The organism is Streptomyces sp. NPDC000941, assembly GCF_053599555.1.
The window spans coordinates 22,588-39,130 of sequence record NZ_JBSFMM010000104.1 but is presented as its reverse complement, the minus strand read 5'-3'; the positions used below and the strand labels follow the sequence as shown (position 1 = coordinate 39,130).

Genomic DNA, 16,543 nt, shown 5'->3' with positions numbered 1-16,543 from the left:
GCCCTCGGCGGCGCACTGACCCTGCGAGCCGACTTCCACGACCACGCCACCCAGACCACATGGCCCGAACAACACCCCACAGAAAGCTGACACGCGCACAGGCAGGCTTCACGTGATAGTGGCACTCTCCACACTGACGGCCCTCGCACCCGTTGCTCCATTTGATCGACGATCCAGACAAGTCAGCCCTCGGCATACGACGACGCGACCTATCCCGCTCGGAAATGCGATTCTGGATCTGGCCCGCAGCTTCTCCGCGCAGGGGGGCGGCCTGCACGGCGCCTGGGATGATCTGCCGATGCCACTTTCAATCGTCACCGCGCCGGTCCGGAACCGGATCAAGGTGCCCGCTGCCGTGCTGCGCTGCCGCGCGTGGCCAGGCGGACATCTTGGCGGCACGAGAGCGCGGTGCTACGCCGCGCCGCCGCATCGCAACCAGCGGCAGCCCTGACGGGGGCAACTTCGCCATGCGAAGCCACGCGACCCGCGAAGAGGTCGTAGTCAGGGCGCGGACCGCGTGGAGGGAGCCGTGTCGGGAAGCGGTGCGCCGACCGGTCCCGCACCCTGCCTTGAACGATCCCGGCGTCGGCGCTCGATGACCAACGCCGAGAGCGCGGGTGCGGAGAGCGCCGAGACGATGCCGCCGAGGATCAGACTGGAGGGGGCGCCGAAGGCGTCGGAGACGAGGCCGACAAGGGGGGCGCCGACGGGTGTGCCGCCGAGGAGGACGAGGAAGTAGACGGACAGCACGCGGCCGCGCAGGTGCGGGGCGGCGTGCAGTTGGGTGAGGGCGTTGGCGGTGGTGGTGACGGTGACTGCGGCGTAGCCCGTGGGGATCAGCAGTGCCATGAACGTGCCGTAGCCGGGCATCAGGCCCAGCGTGGCTTCCAGCACTCCGAAGACGGCCGTTGCGGTGACCAGGCGCCGGGCGGTGGGAAGTTGCCCGCTGTGGGCGGTGAGGATCGCGCCGATGAGGCTGCCCACGGCGTAGGCGGCTGAGAGGTAGCCGAAGGCCGCGGCGCCGGAATGGAAGACCTTAATGGCTACGAGGGAGATGGTGACCTGGAAGTTGAGTCCGAAGGTGCCGACGACGGCGATGAGAGTGATCGGCAGCAGCAGTTCCGGGGTGGCGGTGATGTGGCGGAACGCCTCGGTCAGCCCTGGACCGCCGCGCTGGGGCCCGCTGTGCTCGCGCGGTGCGTCCGCGGGAATGGTGATCAGCCCGTACAGGACCGCGAGGTACGAGACGGCGTTGATGAGGAACACCGGGCCGGTGCCCACGGCGGCGACGGTCAGGCCGGCCGCGGCGGGGCCGAGGATGCGGGCGGCATTGAACTGGGCGGAGTTCAGGCTGACCGCGGCGGCCACCCGCTCCCGGCTGACGAGTTCGGAGATGAACGCGTTGCGTGCGGGACTGTCCACGGCGGTGGCGGTGCCGAGGGTCAGAGCCAGCGCGTACACGGACCACAGGTTCACCGCTCCGCTGACGGTCAGCAGCCCCAGCAGCAGGGACTGCAGCGCCATGCCGGTCTGCGTGATCAGCAGCAGCCGGCGCTTGGGGAACCGGTCGGCGAGGACGCCCCCGGTCAGGCCGAACAGCGTCTGGGGCAGAAACTGCAGCGCGGTGACGACACCGACCGCGCTGCCGCTGTTTCCGGTGAGGTGGAGGACAAGCAGGTCCTGGGCGGCGCGCTGCATCCAGGTGCCGATGTTGGAGGTCAGCTGGCCCAGCAGATGGCGGCGGAAGGGCCGGACCGTGAGCGTGTCGAGCGCAGCGCTCGGAGTCTTGCCTGCCCTCCGTGCGCCCGCTTGGCGGTACTTGCTCATGCCGTCTGGATGGCGTGGACGTCCACGACGGGCGCGTCGGCGTCGTCGACGTGGTGGAAGTTCGGCTGGGGGTGCATGAGGAACTCGTGGTGGGAGATGTTCCAGGCGTAGGCGCCTGCCATCGCGAATGCGATCCGGTCGCCCACCCGCAGCCTGTCGACCATGACGCGGCGGGCCAGGACGTCCTTGGGTGTACACAGTTGCCCGACCAGGGTCACCGGCTCATGGCGGGCCTCCGGACGGTGCCAGTGCTGGTGCCAGGAGTCGTCAGGGATGACCTCGAAGGGCTGGTTGTGCTGTTTCGCGGCGGGTGTGCGCAGGTGGTGTGTGCCTCCGCGCAGGACGGCGAACGCCTCGCCGCGGCTGAACTTGACGTCCAGGACCTGGGTGACGTACCAGCCGCAGTAGGCGGTGACCGAACGGCCCGGTTCGATCCGCAGCGTCAGGCCGGGGTGGCGCTCCAGCGGTCGCCGCAGTCCGATACCGAAGGCCGGCCAGTCGAAGACGTCGCGGGGGTGGGCGTAGTCGACGCCCATCCCGCCGCCGATGTTGACCTCGGTGAGGTCGATCCCTCGTTGCTGCGCCCAACGGTCTGCCCAGCCCATGACCTGGTCGACGAGGGCCAGATGAGCGGGCGCGTCGAGCCCGCTGGCCAGGTGGACGTGGAGTCCGTGCAGCCGGATACGCCCGTCGTCGGCGATGATCTGAAGGCATCGGTCCAGCTGGGAGGGGTCAAGGCCGAAGGGGCTGGGCCCGCCGCCCATGGCCAGTGCGACCGACCGGACCGCCACCGGTACGTTGACGCGCAGGAGGACGTCGGCGCTACGGTCGCCCAGCACGGTCGTCAGGGTGCCCAGCTCGTGTTCGCTTTCGACGTGCAGACGCCGCACCCCGGCGTCCAGGGCCTGGGTCAGTTCTGCCGGGGTCTTGCCGGGTCCACCGAAGGCGATCGGCGCGTCGGGGAAGAGGCCGCGGACGTGGCGGATCTCGCCGCCCGAGGCCACCTCGAACCCGTTCACATGCTCGGCGAGGGCCTGCAGCAGACGGGGATCAGAGTTGGCCTTCGTCGCGTACAGCAGGTCGACGCGTTGCGGCAGCGCGGCCCGGATGGTGCGGGCGTGTTCGCGCAGACCGGGCAGGTCGTAGACGTAGGCGGGCAGGTCGTCGTCGGCGAGCTGGTGGACGTGGCGCAGCACGGCGGCTCTCACAGGGTCACCTCGCGAGGAAAGTCGGCGCCGAGAGGGCTGGTCAGGGGGACGTAGGTGGCGTGCCGGTCGGCTTTGCGGGCCCAGCGCAGGAGGAGGTTGGCCTTGGCGGGCAGCGGCACCCCGGAGAGCAGGGCGCGCAAGCGTGGTGGTTGGCCGGCGGTGCGGGCGTAGGCGTCGAGGTGGTCGCGGACCAGGCCCCACAGTGCGGGCTCCTGTGCCGGTTCGAGGTCGGCGAGAGAGCCGAGCACTTCGGCTACGTGGTTGACCAGGAGGCAGTAGGCGACCCGGTTCCAGCCGCGTTCGTCGTCGTAGGTGAGGGGGCCGCGGATGTCCTCGGGCAGGGCGGCCAGGGTGCGGGCGTGGTGACGGGGCAGGAGTTTCGTGCCCTCCAGGTCACGGAAGAGCATCTGCGCGGGTGTGCCGTCGGCGTGCACGCCGACGATGACGTTCTGAAGGTGCGGTTCCAGGACGACGCCGTGGTCGAAGTAGGCGGCCAGCACCGGCGGCAGCAGCAGCCGCAGGTAGGCGTCCCACCACGCCAGGATGTCCCCGTCACCCCGGGCCAGCAGCTGGGAGACGTGCGCGGCACTGGTGGGGTACTCGTCCGCGACCGCTGCGGCGAGCAGCGGTGTCACTCCGGGGCGCAGGTGGTTGCGCAGGCCGGAGCGGATGATGACGCCGAAGCCCTCCAGCAGCGCGGTGTCTCCGTCGACGGCGAGCGTACGGTAGCCGGGCTCGGCGAGCAGCGCGCATCCGGGGAAGCGTTCGGCGAAGCCGTCCATGACGGGCTGGACCAGGCGGTTCAGGGCGACGGCGCCGGACAGCTCATAACTGGCGTGCCTGCGGACGCAGTTGGTCAGGCGGACGTTCAGGCTGAACTTCAGGAACGTGTCCGCTTCGGGCTGGTAGAGCGTGCGTACCGACGCGGTCGGCACCCACTCGGGCCCGCTCACACCGCTGTCCACGACCTCTCCCGCGGCCATCGCCGCACGCAGACGGCCGTGTCGGCTCAGCAGCCGGAACTGCCAGGGGTGTACTGGCAGCGTCACGAACTCCGGGTCGGCCGGCGGGCACAGCGCGTCGACTTCGCTCAGGTCACCATCCTCCCGCACCAGGTGGCGGCGTACCGCCAGGTGCCGCAGGCGGAATCGGGCTCCGGTCTCCGGCCCGTACGCAAGCCAGTCCGCCGGGTCACCGGTGCGGGCCTTGGGCGTGGGATGGAAGCGGTGGCCGAAGACAAGAGACTGTTCAGAAGCCAGGTACAGGTCCTGTTGCGGCATCCCGTTGGCGCGGTGTTCCAAGGCGGTGCGGATGGTCTCGCGGCTGTCAGCCACCTGGTCCCAGAACTCCCCGTTCGCCACCCCGGTGCGCAGCTCCAGTTCGTCCTGGACGTACCCGGCCAGTTCTCGCCAGCCCACCGTGGCCCAGGCGGTGTCGTCGAGCCGCTGAACGGTGCCTTGGAAGCGGTGTGCTCCGATCACCGAGACACGGCGCAGTCGTGCCCGCAGCAACAGGTCGCGGCGGGGCAGGCGCAGCAGGAGGTGGTCGCGGTCGACGGTGACCTGGTGCTCGGGGGCGGACACTTCACGGATCAGGCAGTTGAGCAGGGTGTGGGCGGTGACGGCGTCAGCGGTCTGCGCGGGCTGATCGGTCCGCGCCCCGGTGGCGGCGATGACGTCGGGGGCGCTGGGGACAGTGGTGGGGGTGGTCATGCGGAAGCTCCAGTGCGTCGGAAAGGGTGCATGAGTCGTCCGTCAGGTCGCCTGTGATGGTCAGCGGTATCGAGCGATGGGATTGGGGACGGCGGTCCACTGCGCCTTGCCGGAGTCGTCTGCCAGACGCATCGCGATGGTCGCCTTCAGTGGCTGGGTGTCGCCGAAGAAGGCTGCGGCGTCGCCGGTGTCCGGCAGTTCGGCGCATACGCGACGGCCGACTTGGGCCACCGTGTGCCACAGCTGCGCGGGATCGATCGCCCGGGTGCGGGCGAGGACGTCGACCAACTCGCTGAACACCCCGCTGAGAAGCCCGCCGAAAAGCTTGGTGCGCAGCGCGTCGATGTCGTCACCGGCGCGGGTGCCGGCCAGGGGCGGCAGGGCGAATCCGCAGGCGGCGAGCCTGCGGGGGCTGATCCGCACCCCGTCCAGGTCCCGGTACAGCACCCGCACCGGCCGTCCGTCCCGCAGCACCACCAGGGTGTTCTGGCCGTGGGCCTCCAGCGCCACTCCCATGGACAGCAGGGTCAGCGCGGGCGGCAGGACGAGTTCGGCGAAGTCTGCCAGCCAGTGCACGGGCTCCCCTGCCACGACGGCTGCGCCAGTGGCGTGCACGGCGGTCAGCGGCACGGCGATTTCACCGTCGCCGACGTGGGAGTCGGTGGATTCCCTGAGCATCGCGGCCAGGCTCGCACACGCCTGTCCGTCCACCCGTACGGTCCCGCCGCCGAGCTCGCGGAGGGTCCGCAGGCTGTCGCCGAATCCGGCCTTGTCGACGACCGCGGAGACCAGCTCCGACAGAGGCGGTCCGTCCGCCACCTCAACGGGTGAGATGGTGCGCCGGTAGTTGGTGACCTGGACGTCGAGCGCGGTCTTGATGTGGCAGCCCGCCAAGTCGGCCAGGGGCGCCAGGGTGCGCAACGACAGCAGCGGGCGGGCCGGGATCGTGCGCCGGGTCGTGGTGAGGTCGGGGTGGTCCACCAGTACGTGGTCCCGCTGCCAGGGATGGACCGGGAGCAGGTACGTGTCACCGTCCCGCAGCTCCTCGGGCCATGTGCCGGATCCCTGCCAGCGGTCAGCGGGGACAGCCAGCAATGCCAGTTCGATCACCGGATGGTGCTCGGGCGCGTAGGCGAGCACCTCCGCGACGGACATGCCCGTACGGGTACGGCAGCACGGGTGCTGGGGGTGGCCGTCGACCACCGCTTGCTCGGCATCGACCGAATCACGCGGCGAAGCGGACCACTTGCCGTTCGCCGCGCGGGCAAGGGCGAGGTTCGCGACGCTGTTGTCGAGCTCCGCCGCGAGCCGGCGCGCGGCAGACGTACGCAGCCCCAACTGTGCCAGCAGCTCCACCGGTTCACGGACGGGTCCGTCGGGCCCGGACACGGTGAAGTCCTCGGGCACTGGGGCGAAGCGCTGGGCACACGCGTCGGCCGCCGTAAGCCGGGCACCATCGTGCAGAGTCACGATCAGTTGCTCCGCCTCTCGCTGCCGGGCGGTCACTCCAGGCAGCGGCTCCCGGGCAAAGGCGCCCCAGAGGCGGCCGAGCACGGTGGCCCGCGCACCCGGGAGTGCGGCTGCGAAGGGCTCCACCAGATCCGGGCGCACCCGGCGCAGCTCGTCGGTCGTCGTCTCGGGCATGTTCACCGCTCCTGCCTGGTACGGGACGGTCGATGAACGGGTGTGTGGGGCTTGGGTTGGCATTTCGCATTCCCGATCGGTCGGGGGATTTCTTTCATGCGGCACATCAATGGGTCAGGCCGCAGTTCGGACCCTAGCCGATAGCGAGTAAACGAAAACCCAGCGCAATTACAGGGGATACCGCATGGGCGCTGACGTGAAGGCCGGATAATGGGGCACTTTCGATCCACGCGTTCGGTTTACGAATCCTTGCCGCGGTCGGGGGGGCAGGTGCGCGCCATAGAGAACAGCGACGCGTGCCTTCAACTCAAAGTCCCCGCCGGTCAGCGTGTTTGCCCGTCCGTGACGGGTGCCCGCGCGATGGTCACCGTGGGCCGCCCCTCCCATTCTTAACCATCTCCTCACCACGTCCTGTCGATACGTTGGATTTCCTCCATATCCTCGGCGTGCGGCGTGCGCCATCCGGCGGATTTCCATCGTCCGAGCCGTCGACAGCCTTGTTTGCTTCGTGATCACACGGCAGCACTGAAGATCACTGAGAAGGGGGATTTCCCGGCGATTGTGCCGCACGGCCTGCCCGCCGTTTGTGAGCCTGTCGGCATGCATGTCTTGTTGATCGAGGACGACGACCGAGTGGCCGAACCGTTGGTGGAAGGACTGCGTCGCTTCGGTTTCACCGTGGAGCACGCGCGAACCGGCGCCGATGGCCTGGCCGCCACGGAGCCGACGATGGTGCTGCTGGACCTGGGGCTGCCCGACATGGACGGCATTGACGTCTGCCGGGCGCTGCGCGCTCGGTCCTCGGTTCCGATCATCATGATCACCGCGCGGGACTCCGAGGTCGACCGGGTGCTCGGCCTGGAGCTTGGCGCGGACGACTATGTGTCGAAGCCCTTCGGCGTCCGGGAGCTGGTGGCAAGGATCCGAGCCGTCACCCGCCGAGCCCAGGCCGTGCCCTTCGACGGCGGCGGCTCCCTCCTGGCCCCTTCCGGAGGGAACCTCACCGATACCTGCGATGCCCAGCGGATCGGCCCCCTGAGCATCGACCGCCGCACCCGGCAGGTGCGTGCGCACGAGGTGCCGATCGCCCTGGCTCCCAAGGAGTTCGACCTGCTGCTCTGCCTCGCCGAGGATCCCGGAGCCGTTTACTCCCGCCAGCAGATTCTCGACACGGTCTGGGACCCGAACTACTTCGGCCCCACGAAGACCCTCGACGTGCACATTGCCGCGCTGCGCCGCAAACTCGGTGACCCGTCCTGGATCGAGAACATCCGCGGCATCGGATTCCGTCTGACCCCACCCACGGATCCCCGAACCAGCTCCGCGGCACGTCCTGAGCCGTGGCAAGGCCCCCGATGATCCGCCGTCTGCTGCTCAGCTATCTCAGCCTCATGCTGCTCGTCCTGGTCGCCCTCGAAGTGCCGTTCGGCTTCGTCTACGCCCGCAGCGAGCTGAACCGCTTTTCCAACACGGCGGAACTGGGCGCCGTGACGCTCGCCGGCGTATGCGAGGAGAAACTCGAACGCGGACTGGCGTCGGACCTGCCCGACCTCGCCCGCAGCTACGCTCGGCGCACGGGCAGCAGCGTCGTGGTGACCGACAGCAAGGGTATCGTCCTCACCGATACCGCCACCGCCTCGGCCGTGGGCAGGAACCTCTCCTCCGAACCGGACATCGCCAGGGCACTGCGCGATCGACCCGCCACTGGTATCAGCGAAGACCTGGCCCCGGGCAGGAAGGTCCTGTTCGCGACCGTCCCCGGTATGTCGAGTGACGGTGTTCCCTGCGTGGTGCGGTCGCTGTATTCCCTGGCTCCGCTCACCCAGAAGGTCCACGCCACGTGGGTGGCGCTCGCGCTCGTCGCGCTCGGCGCGCTGGCCGTGGCCGCCCTGATCGGTTTCGCGTTCGCCCGCTGGATCACCAGGCCCCTGCGCGACCTGGAACAGGCCACCACGCAACTCGCCGACGGCCGGCTGACCAACCCGCCCGCCGCCGACCGCGGGCCGCCGGAGCTGCGCCGGCTCGCCGCCTCCTTCACCCGCACCGCGACCCGGCTGCAGCACCTGCTCCACGCCCAGAAGGCGTTCGCCTCCGAGGCGTCGCACCAGCTGAAGACCCCGCTGACCTCGCTGCGCCTCCGTCTGGAGAACTTCGAACCCCACCTCGCCCCCTGCGCACAGGCAAGCCTGAACGAAGCGATCGGTGAAGTGGGACGGCTCAGCCGCATGGTCCAAGGACTGCTCGCCCTGGCCCGGCTGGAGAATTCGGCCATCACACCGGAGACCGTCGACCTCGACGCGGTCGTCGCCGACCGTGCGGCGATCTGGGCGGCGTTCGCCACCGATCAGGGCGTCGGCATCACCGTGGCCAGCACGCGAGTCGGCACGGTGTGGGCCGTCGCGGGCGCTCTCGAGCAGATCATCGACAACCTCCTGTCCAACGCGCTGCGCGTGTCCCCTCCCGGCACCACCATCACTATGGCAACCACCGCACCCGCCGACGACGGCCGTACGGAACCCTGGGTCGAACTGCATGTGATCGACCAAGGGCCAGGCATGAGCGAAACCGACCGGAAACGAGCCTTCGACCGGTTTTGGCGCGCCGCCGACGCCCACCACGACGGCACCGGCCTGGGCCTGCCCATGGTCCAACGGCTCACCTACGCAAGCGGTGGCGACGTCACGCTGGAGGCCGCTCCTGACGGCGGAGTGGACGCCGTCGTCCGGCTGCGCCCCGCTCAGCCCGCCCGCGCCCGGGCCCACTCAACTCCCCACCGCAGGCTCCCTCCGCTGCGCGGCCACGGCGCGACCGGCAGCCGGACGATCGCCGAAACGGTTCCAAGTCCGGATCCATGACCCCTGGTCCAAGCGGACCTCACTCTGCCGTTGCCCTGAGCATTGACGATCACCCTGAAAGCCCTACCGTCCGTAGGGCTGAAAGGGGGCTGACGACCAGCCCCTGCACGCGGACGCCACCACGGCGGACGCCACCACTACGGCTAAGACGGAAGGGTGACCCGGATCTTCGACTGGCCGTGCGGGCACTTCTCCCAGTCGTCCATGAAGCGGGCGGCCAGGCCGTGCCGTTCGGCCAGCGCCGCCAGTGTCTCGGTGCGGTAGTAGAAGTCCTCGCGCAGCACGTGATGCTCGGAGCCTTCGGTGCGGTCGAAGGTGAAGTCGAAGAAGCCACGCGGGGCGAGTGCGAGAACACACTGTGCGCATGCACCACGGTGAACTAGCCTTCCGGCAACAACGGCTCAAGCCTGGCCCACTGGGCATTCGTCAGATCACCATGTCCCACAGAACCTGATCACCACGACCAAGATCCACTCACGCAAGCGGCCCTGGGTCATGCCGGTGATCGCTCCGAGGGCGGCGGCTGTGCTGCCCTCGGGGCTCGATCGGGTATCAGCGGCGGGTTTCGATCTTCAGGTCGCCTGCGGTCACATTGCGGATGTGATCACTGGCGAGCATGTCGTGCGGAAAGCCGAGTCCAATCGCGCTGGCCTCGTCGAGGCGGGCCAGTTGGGAGGTGGTGAAGTCGACCTCCAGAGCGCTCAGATTGTCCTCCAGCTGCGTGGGGGTGCGGGCGCCGATGATCGGTGCCGTCACGCCCGGGTTCCGAAGAGTCCAGGCCAGCCCGATCTGGGCGGGCGTGCGGCCCAGCTCCGTGGCAACCTCCTTCACGACATCAGCAATGGCAAGGTTACGTTCGGTGAGTGTGCCCAAGGCAAGGTTGAAGCTCTTGCGGGTGCCGTCGGGTGCAACGTTCGTCGCGGTCAGGTCGTCGCGGCTGTACTTGCCGGTGAGCACCCCGCCGGCCAGGGGGGAATACGGGATTACGCCCAGTCCCATCTCCCGTGCCATGGGAATCAGGTCACGTTCCCCGGTACGCTCGATCAGGTTGTACTCGATCTGCAGCGCGACCAGCGGCGACCAGCCGCGCAGGTCGGCGCTCGCCTGCATGCGCGACACCTGCCAGGCCGGGGCGTTACAGATCGCCACGTACAAGATCTTGCCCTGCCGGACCAGATCGTCCATGCCGCGCAGGATCTCCTCGACCGGTGTCGTGAAATCCCACACGTGCAAGTAGAGCAGATCGATGTAGTCCGTATTGAGCTGTCGCAGACTCGCTTCCACCGAAGCGAACAGGCTCTTGCGGTGACTGCCCCCGGAATTCGGGTCGCCAGGCCGGCGCAGCGTCGTATATTTCGTCGCCAGCACCAGGGTTTCGCGCCTGTCGCGGGCGAATTCGCCCAGCAGGCGCTCGGAACTACCGTTGGTGTAGGTGTTGGCGGTGTCGATGAAGTTGCCGCCTCGCTCTACGTAGAGGTCAAACAGCTTCCGTGCCTCGTCCTGCTCGGCACCCCAGCCCCAATCGGTGCCGAAGGTCGCCGCGCCCAGCGCCAGCGGTGAGACCCTCAGCCCGGAGCGGCCCAGCAGCCGGTAGGTGTCGAGGGTGAGCGGCATCGTGTCCTCCTGTGCTCGTGATCCGTTGCCGGGAACAAGGCTGTGACCGCCGCGAGCCCCAGGTAAGGGAAAGAGGTTCCTGGGAACGCCGGTCCTACCCTGGCTGTTGGGAACGAACATGACGACCCACACCGTGGACACCACACAGGAGCTGGCCGCGTTCCTGCGGACCCGCCGCGAACGGCTGAACCCGCGCGATCTCGGTCTGCCGTCGCGCCGGCAGGCCCGGCGGACCCCGGGACTGCGCCGCGAAGAGGTCGCTGAACTGGCCGGGGTCAGCGTCGACTACATCGTGCGACTGGAACAGGGGCGCGGGCTGCGGCCCTCGGCGGACGTGGTGGAGGCGCTGGCCCGGGCCCTGCGCCTGGCCCCCGTCGAACGCGCCTACCTCTTCAACCTGACCCAGCAGCGCCCCCGAAACGCCGACGAGCCCGCCACCACTGCGGCGTCGCCGCTGACCCGGCTGGTCGCCAACCTGTCGCCGCTGCCGACCATGCTGATGAACCACCGCTATGACATCCTGGCCTGGAACCGCGAAATGACGCGACTGCTCATGGATTTCGACACCCTGCCGCCGTCACAGCGCAATGCGATGTGGCTGTGCCTGATGCATCCGGAGATACGCGAGTTCTACGTCGACCGGGAACGCGTCGTGCGGGAGGGAATCGCCCACCTGCGCGGTGCGTGGGCCGCACATCCGGAGGATCCGGCATTGACCGACCTCATCGTCGAATTCATGACCCGTAACGAGGAGTTCGCACGATTGTGGGCTGAGCGGGACATCAAGATCAATGGCCGCGGGCACAAGGTGATGCGGCATCCTGACGCCGGTGTGATCGCAGTGCATTTCGAAGTGCTTATGCCGCTTGAAGATCCGGACCAGCGGTTGGTGATCTTCCGCGCTGCAGACGATGAGAGCCAGTCGGCATTGGACCGGTTGTGCGCACGGTGATGTCGAACCGTCCATTTGCTCGCTGAGCCGAATCGTCATTCCGTCGTGTTTTTGGAATTACAAACCCGGAACATGGCCCTGACCTGCAATGAGGTCAGGGAAGGATCTTGAGTACCTCCATGGCGAGGGAGTGGCGGAAGCAGATTTCCGTCCCGTGTAAAGATTGCGTTCCACGACCGTGTAGGGCTCTCAGAGGGACCCACGTGAATAGACGGTAGGCAGCTTCTTGAGTTCGTCTTCGACGCCTGTGCGACTCTGTCGCGCGATTCTTCGGAATGCGCTGACCTGTGGGTTTTCGGTGTGGGATGGTGTTGGGGATCGACCTGTTCGCGGGGAAGTGAGGAGGATCGGCAGTGTCGCTGCATGCTGTCCCCGCTCCCGAGATTGCCCTTGCCGGAAATCTCATCCGCCCTGGTGGGGACCGCTTCTTCGGGTTCCCGAAATCTTGGCCGCGGTCGCTCGGTCCGACGCTCTGGCGCAGCTGCTGTCAGCGCGTCATGATGATCGATCGCGCTGCTGCGACTGGCTTACCTGGGTGTGTCGAACGCGTTCGCGATGCTTCGCCTGCTGCCGATGACCGACCGGGACAAGGACGCGGAGATCCTCGCCCTGCGCCACCAGATCACCGTGCTGGAACGCCACCTCGGCAAGGAAAAGGTCCGGTTCACGCCCAGCGGTCGGGCATTCCTGGCGGCGCTGCTGCACCGGCTGCCACTGCACGTCCTGCGAAGATTACGGCTGCTCGTACGCCCCGACACGGTACTGCGTTGGCACCGCAGCCTCGTCGCACACCGCCACGCCACCTCCTGCCGGCCCAAACGCCCTGGACGGCCACGCACGGTGCGCTCGATCCGCATTCTGGTGCTGCGGCTGGCGAAGGAGAACCCGGGCTGGGGGTACCGACGCCTGCACGGCGAGCTCCTCGTGCTAGGGGTGAAGGTGGGCGCGTCCACCGTCTGGGAGATCTTGAAGGAGGCAGGCATCGACCCAGCACCCGAGCGGAACTCCAGTACCTGGGCTAACTTCCTTCGCACCCAGGCTGATGCCGTGCTGGCCTGCGACTTCATGGAAACAGTCACCCTGTCAGGGGTACGGATGTACGTGCTCGTGATGATCGAACACGGCAGTCGCCGGATCCGCGTCCTGGGCGCCACCACACATCCGACCGCAACCTGGGTAGCGCAAGCGGCGAAGAACCTGGTCATGGACCTCGAAGACCTCAGCTGCCGAGCACGGTTCATGATCCGGGACCGGGACGGAAAGTTCCCCGAACTGTTCGATGCCGTCCTCAAGGACGCAGGGACCGAAGTCATCCTCAGCGGAATCCAGATGCCAAGGATGAACTCGATCACGGAAAGGTGGATGCAGACCTGTCGCCGCGAACTCCTGGACCGGACATTGATCTGGAACCAGCGACACCTCCTCCACGCCCTGCGCGAGTTCGAGCAGTTCTACAACGGACACCGACCACACCAGGGCATCGCGAACGCCAGACCGCTACACCCCTTGCCCCCGCCGATCGACGACCCGGACACGTTAGCCCGCCTCGACATACGCCGACACGATCGCCTCGGCGGCATCCTCCACGAGTACCGACATACAGCGTGACCTGCACGGATGAAGTTTCCGGCAAGGGCAGGGCTGAACGGGAGCAGCGCGAGGCCGCCAAGAACCAAACTTGCGGCAAAGGATGAAGCGATGACATTGCATTCCGATGTGGCCGAGTTGCTGGCGGGGGCCGGCATCGTCGACGTGGACGTCGACGATGCCGTCGCGGACGAGCACATCCGATCGTCCGCCTACCAACGCGTCGTCTCGGTGACCGCTGCCTCGGGGAGCCGCGACCGAGACCGCGCGATCGTGGCCACGATCCTGCGCGACCCCATCGACATCGTGTCCAAGACGGCGGTGGTCGCCCTCGTGGACAAAATCGCGATGAAGGTGACCGGTTCCGCCGAGTTCCGGCAGTGGTCGGCCGAACTACTGCCAGAGATCGACCAGCTCAAGGCAGAGGGGTACCGCGAGTTCATCCGCCGCCGCATCCACGACTGGCTGTTCCACCTGTCCATCAAGGACGGCCATACGCCGACACCAGCCGAGTTGGCGAAGGTCACGGACTGGATGCAGCGCCGCCTCGCCGAGCATTCGATGTCGCCGGCGGTACTCACCCTGCTCGCCGAGTCGGGCAGAACCAGGAAGACACGAAACATCGCGCAGAACCGAGCCGGAAGCCGCGACCTGAGAACGAAATGAGAACTTCTTCTTGGCCCTAATGAGTCGGTAGCGGGTGCCGCTCGAAAAGTCGTCGCTGCATGTCATGCTGCATATCTGTACTCGTTGATGAGGCCGCCGAGGATCGGGGTGCGCAGGACTTTGCCGGTGCTGAGGCCATGCGCCGCGGCGGGTTGTTCGTGGACGTCGGGTGGTAGCTGGTTACGGGCCTGGTGGGGTCGGTGCGGGTTGCCGCCGCCACGGTCCGCCGCGTTCTGCGCCGATCCGGTCTGCCGCCCGCACCGCAGTGTGCATCCCAGCAGACCTGGCGCTCGTTCCTCCGCGCTCAAGCCCTGCGCGATCTTGGTGGCTAATTCCAATTCACCTGCTGTGAGACGGAGTTATCGCTGAGGAGCGACGACTCCGGCGGATGGGATCATGCTGATTGTTGATCTTGTGGTGGTTCCTTGTGGATCGGAGTGTGTCGTGTCGATGCAGCCGCAGTCCTGGCCTGAGCCGGATCCGCAGGTCGCGGCGGCGATCCGGGCGATGTATCGGGGCAGGCGGGAGGCGCCGCTTGCGGTGCAGGTTCGTGACCGGCTCGGGGAGCTGTTCCCGGACGCGGCCTTTGCTGACGCGTTCGGTCAGGTGGGCAAGCCGGGCTGGTCGCCGGGGCGTCTGGCGCTGGTCACGGTGGGGCAGAAGGCCGCGAACCTGACCGATCGGCAGGCTGCTGACAAGGTTCGCGAGAACCTCGCCTGGAAGTACGCGCTCGGCCTGGACCTGGAGGATCCGGGCTTCGACCACAGCGTGCTGTCAGAGTTCCGCTCCCGTGTTGTCGCCCACGGCCTGGAGGAACGCGTGCTGGACCTGTTGCTGGAGCTGCGGGTGCCGGTAAATCATCCACGCAGGTGAGAGCTTGTTCAGAGATCTTCGACTGTGGCCGACGCTCACCCCGGCGTCTTCACCAGCACAAGGCCCCGACGGCATCATGATCTCTCGTGCTGCTGCGCCTGGCCTACCTCGCCGCGACCAACACCCTCGCGTTCCTACGCCTCCTACCGATGAGCGACAGAGGCAAGGACATCGAGATCCTCGTGCTTCGGCACCAAGTGCTGGTCCTGCAACGCCAGGTGGGCAAGCCTGCCTTCACCGACAGCGATCGCGCTGTCCTCGCCGGCCTTCTGTACCACCTGCCCAAAGACAGACTGCAGCACCTTCTGCTGTTGGTCCGCCCCGAGACGGTCTTGCGCTGGCATCGGGAGCTGCTCAGGCGGCGCCATGCCGCGACCTGCATGCCCAAGCGACGCGGACGCCCACGCACCCTCCGGTCGATCCGCGCCCTGGTTCTGCGTCTGGCCAGGGAGAATGCCTCGTGGGGATATCGCCGGATCCACGGCGAACTCGCAGCCTTGGGGATCAAGGTCGCCGCCTCCACGGTCTGGGAGATCCTCCGCGAGCACGGCATCCCACCCGCACCCGAACGGCAGAACACCACCTGGGCCGACTTCCTCCGCAGCCAGGCCAAGGCCCTCCTCTCCTGCGACCTCTTCGAAGTCCGCACGCTGACCGGAGCGCGCCTGTACGTCTTCGCCGTCATCGAGCACACCACCCGTCGCATCAGGATCCTCGGTGCCACCGCACATCCGACCGGGGACTGGATCGTGCAGCTCGGACGCAACCTCCTCATGGACCTCGAAGACGCAGGCAGCAGGGCACGGTTCCTGATCCGAGACCGCGACTCGAAGTTCACAACCGCCTTCGACGCCCTGATGACCGATGCCGGTCTCAAGATCGTCACCGCCGGCATTCGGATACCCCGGATGAACTCACTCATCGAGCGCTGGATACAGACCTGCCGCACCGAACTCCTGGACCGGACCCTGATCTGGAACCAGAGCCACCTCCTCCACGCACTACGCGAGTACGAATCCTTCTACAACGAACACCGCCCGCACAGAGCCCTGGGACAAGCCGCTCCCTGCCGCCCGCTACCCACACCCATCACGCAACAAGCCCAGCTTGCCCAACTGAACGTCCACAGACGAGACCGACTCGGCGGAACCCTCCACGAATACCAGCGAGCGGCCTGAACTGCACGGATGATTTGTCGGCACCCACAATCCCTCGATGAGCAGTGACGCGCCGACTCATGCTTCGTGGTTTGTAGTTGATCTTCGGGTTAGGTGTCTTTACTACCGTAGGGCGACTGACCTTGCGATGGCCCGGACTGTCCTCAACCCGTACGTCGAGCACTACAACGCGGGACGGGCCCACCGCAGTCTCGGCCTGCGAGCACCCGACGACGACCCGAACGTCGTGCCCTTGCCCGCTGCCACGGTCAGGGGCCGCCAGGTACTTGGCGGACTGCTCAACGAGTGCCACACCCTGACGGCCCGGCTGCCTCACCATCCACAGGAAACGCCCAGCTCAGCTGCCTGACCGGACGATCACGCGCTTGGCGCGCCGTGGACCAGGCCCATCCGCGCTCCCCGCGGATGGGCACTTACGAACACGACC

The 16,543-nt window shown here is 67.6% G+C and carries 14 protein-coding genes and 1 pseudogene; 8 read left to right on the top strand and 7 right to left on the bottom strand.

Annotation, left to right across the window (positions count from 1 at the left end):
* Window positions 1-501 precede the first annotated feature (501 nt).
* The 4 genes from ACWDSL_RS29570 to ACWDSL_RS29555 are packed head-to-tail and all read right to left on the bottom strand — an operon-like array spanning window position 502 to window position 6,391.
* Window positions 502-1,827, bottom strand: coding sequence for an MFS transporter (locus ACWDSL_RS29570; protein ID WP_450490519.1), 1,326 nt, complete (start codon window positions 1,825-1,827; stop codon window positions 502-504).
* On the bottom strand, window positions 1,824-3,035 hold the full coding sequence (locus tag ACWDSL_RS29565; RefSeq protein WP_450490517.1) for a type III PLP-dependent enzyme: 1,212 nt from the start codon (window positions 3,033-3,035) through the stop codon (window positions 1,824-1,826). Before ACWDSL_RS29565 ends, ACWDSL_RS29570 begins: the two co-directional genes overlap by 4 nt.
* Window positions 3,032-4,747 (bottom strand): IucA/IucC family protein, encoded by a 1,716-nt coding sequence (locus tag ACWDSL_RS29560; RefSeq protein WP_450490515.1) that lies wholly within the window; start codon window positions 4,745-4,747, stop codon window positions 3,032-3,034. The genes ACWDSL_RS29565 and ACWDSL_RS29560 overlap by 4 nt, the downstream gene beginning before the upstream one ends.
* A 60-nt stretch (window positions 4,748-4,807) precedes the next feature.
* Window positions 4,808-6,391 carry an IucA/IucC family protein gene (locus ACWDSL_RS29555; RefSeq protein WP_450490513.1) on the bottom strand — a complete coding sequence of 528 codons (1,584 nt, stop codon included), beginning with the start codon at window positions 6,389-6,391 and terminating at the stop codon, window positions 4,808-4,810.
* Between the two features lie 600 nt (window positions 6,392-6,991).
* On the opposite strand from ACWDSL_RS29555, the gene ACWDSL_RS29550 reads away from it, so the two are divergent.
* Together ACWDSL_RS29550 and ACWDSL_RS29545 are read left to right on the top strand one after the other, a co-directional pair.
* Window positions 6,992-7,750, top strand: a complete 759-nt coding sequence (locus ACWDSL_RS29550; RefSeq protein ID WP_450490511.1) for a response regulator transcription factor — start codon at window positions 6,992-6,994, stop codon at window positions 7,748-7,750.
* Window positions 7,747-9,246 (top strand): sensor histidine kinase, encoded by a 1,500-nt coding sequence (locus ACWDSL_RS29545; RefSeq protein ID WP_450490509.1) that lies wholly within the window; start codon window positions 7,747-7,749, stop codon window positions 9,244-9,246. The genes ACWDSL_RS29550 and ACWDSL_RS29545 overlap by 4 nt, the downstream gene beginning before the upstream one ends.
* 143 nt (window positions 9,247-9,389) lie before the next feature.
* Here ACWDSL_RS29545 and ACWDSL_RS29540 read toward each other — a convergent pair.
* A pseudogene (locus ACWDSL_RS29540) lies at window positions 9,390-9,625 on the bottom strand (methyltransferase); the annotation flags it as partial.
* A 173-nt stretch (window positions 9,626-9,798) separates the two neighbouring features.
* Complete coding sequence (locus ACWDSL_RS29535) at window positions 9,799-10,860, bottom strand: aldo/keto reductase (protein WP_450490507.1); 1,062 nt, start codon at window positions 10,858-10,860, stop codon at window positions 9,799-9,801.
* A gap of 118 nt (window positions 10,861-10,978) precedes the next feature.
* Between ACWDSL_RS29535 and ACWDSL_RS29530 the strand changes: the two genes are divergently transcribed.
* The 3 genes from ACWDSL_RS29530 to ACWDSL_RS29520 all read left to right on the top strand — a co-directional run bounded on the left by ACWDSL_RS29530 (window position 10,979) and on the right by ACWDSL_RS29520 (window position 14,065).
* Window positions 10,979-11,812 (top strand): helix-turn-helix transcriptional regulator, encoded by an 834-nt coding sequence (locus ACWDSL_RS29530; RefSeq protein WP_450490505.1) that lies wholly within the window; start codon window positions 10,979-10,981, stop codon window positions 11,810-11,812.
* Between the two features lie 573 nt (window positions 11,813-12,385).
* Window positions 12,386-13,420: an integrase core domain-containing protein gene (locus ACWDSL_RS29525; RefSeq protein WP_450490503.1), complete on the top strand. Its 1,035-nt coding sequence runs from the start codon at window positions 12,386-12,388 to the stop codon at window positions 13,418-13,420.
* Window positions 13,421-13,510: 90 nt separating this feature from the next.
* Window positions 13,511-14,065 (top strand): hypothetical protein, encoded by a 555-nt coding sequence (locus tag ACWDSL_RS29520; RefSeq protein WP_450490501.1) that lies wholly within the window; start codon window positions 13,511-13,513, stop codon window positions 14,063-14,065.
* A gap of 62 nt (window positions 14,066-14,127) precedes the next feature.
* Here the strand turns inward: ACWDSL_RS29520 and ACWDSL_RS29515 are convergent, their stop codons facing one another.
* Window positions 14,128-14,403, bottom strand: coding sequence for a hypothetical protein (locus ACWDSL_RS29515; RefSeq protein ID WP_450490499.1), 276 nt, complete (start codon window positions 14,401-14,403; stop codon window positions 14,128-14,130).
* 58 nt (window positions 14,404-14,461) lie between these two features.
* Between ACWDSL_RS29515 and ACWDSL_RS29510 the strand changes: the two genes are divergently transcribed.
* The 3 genes from ACWDSL_RS29510 (at window position 14,462) to ACWDSL_RS29500 (ending at window position 16,465) form a co-directional block, all read left to right on the top strand.
* Window positions 14,462-14,938: a transposase gene (locus ACWDSL_RS29510; protein WP_450490497.1), complete on the top strand. Its 477-nt coding sequence runs from the start codon at window positions 14,462-14,464 to the stop codon at window positions 14,936-14,938.
* An 86-nt stretch (window positions 14,939-15,024) separates the two neighbouring features.
* Window positions 15,025-16,116 (top strand): integrase core domain-containing protein, encoded by a 1,092-nt coding sequence (locus tag ACWDSL_RS29505; protein ID WP_450490495.1) that lies wholly within the window; start codon window positions 15,025-15,027, stop codon window positions 16,114-16,116.
* 37 nt (window positions 16,117-16,153) lie between these two features.
* Window positions 16,154-16,465, top strand: coding sequence for an integrase core domain-containing protein (locus ACWDSL_RS29500; protein WP_450490493.1), 312 nt, complete (start codon window positions 16,154-16,156; stop codon window positions 16,463-16,465).
* The last annotated feature ends 78 nt before the right edge of the window (window positions 16,466-16,543 follow it).

What these genes read in the sequence shown, in the direction of transcription:
- ACWDSL_RS29570 (WP_450490519.1), bottom strand. Translation starts at nt 1,827, where the DNA reads ATGAGCAAGTACCGCCAAGCGGGCGCACGGAGGGCAGGCAAGACTCCG.
- ACWDSL_RS29560 (WP_450490515.1), bottom strand. Translation starts at nt 4,747, where the DNA reads ATGACCACCCCCACCACTGTCCCCAGCGCCCCCGACGTCATCGCCGCC.
- ACWDSL_RS29555 (WP_450490513.1), bottom strand. Translation starts at nt 6,391, where the DNA reads ATGCCCGAGACGACGACCGACGAGCTGCGCCGGGTGCGCCCGGATCTG.
- ACWDSL_RS29550 (WP_450490511.1), top strand. Translation starts at nt 6,992, where the DNA reads ATGCATGTCTTGTTGATCGAGGACGACGACCGAGTGGCCGAACCGTTG.
- ACWDSL_RS29545 (WP_450490509.1), top strand. Translation starts at nt 7,747, where the DNA reads ATGATCCGCCGTCTGCTGCTCAGCTATCTCAGCCTCATGCTGCTCGTC.
- ACWDSL_RS29535 (WP_450490507.1), bottom strand. Translation starts at nt 10,860, where the DNA reads ATGCCGCTCACCCTCGACACCTACCGGCTGCTGGGCCGCTCCGGGCTG.
- ACWDSL_RS29530 (WP_450490505.1), top strand. Translation starts at nt 10,979, where the DNA reads ATGACGACCCACACCGTGGACACCACACAGGAGCTGGCCGCGTTCCTG.
- ACWDSL_RS29525 (WP_450490503.1), top strand. Translation starts at nt 12,386, where the DNA reads ATGACCGACCGGGACAAGGACGCGGAGATCCTCGCCCTGCGCCACCAG.
- ACWDSL_RS29520 (WP_450490501.1), top strand. Translation starts at nt 13,511, where the DNA reads ATGACATTGCATTCCGATGTGGCCGAGTTGCTGGCGGGGGCCGGCATC.
- ACWDSL_RS29510 (WP_450490497.1), top strand. Translation starts at nt 14,462, where the DNA reads ATGCTGATTGTTGATCTTGTGGTGGTTCCTTGTGGATCGGAGTGTGTC.
- ACWDSL_RS29500 (WP_450490493.1), top strand. Translation starts at nt 16,154, where the DNA reads ATGAGCAGTGACGCGCCGACTCATGCTTCGTGGTTTGTAGTTGATCTT.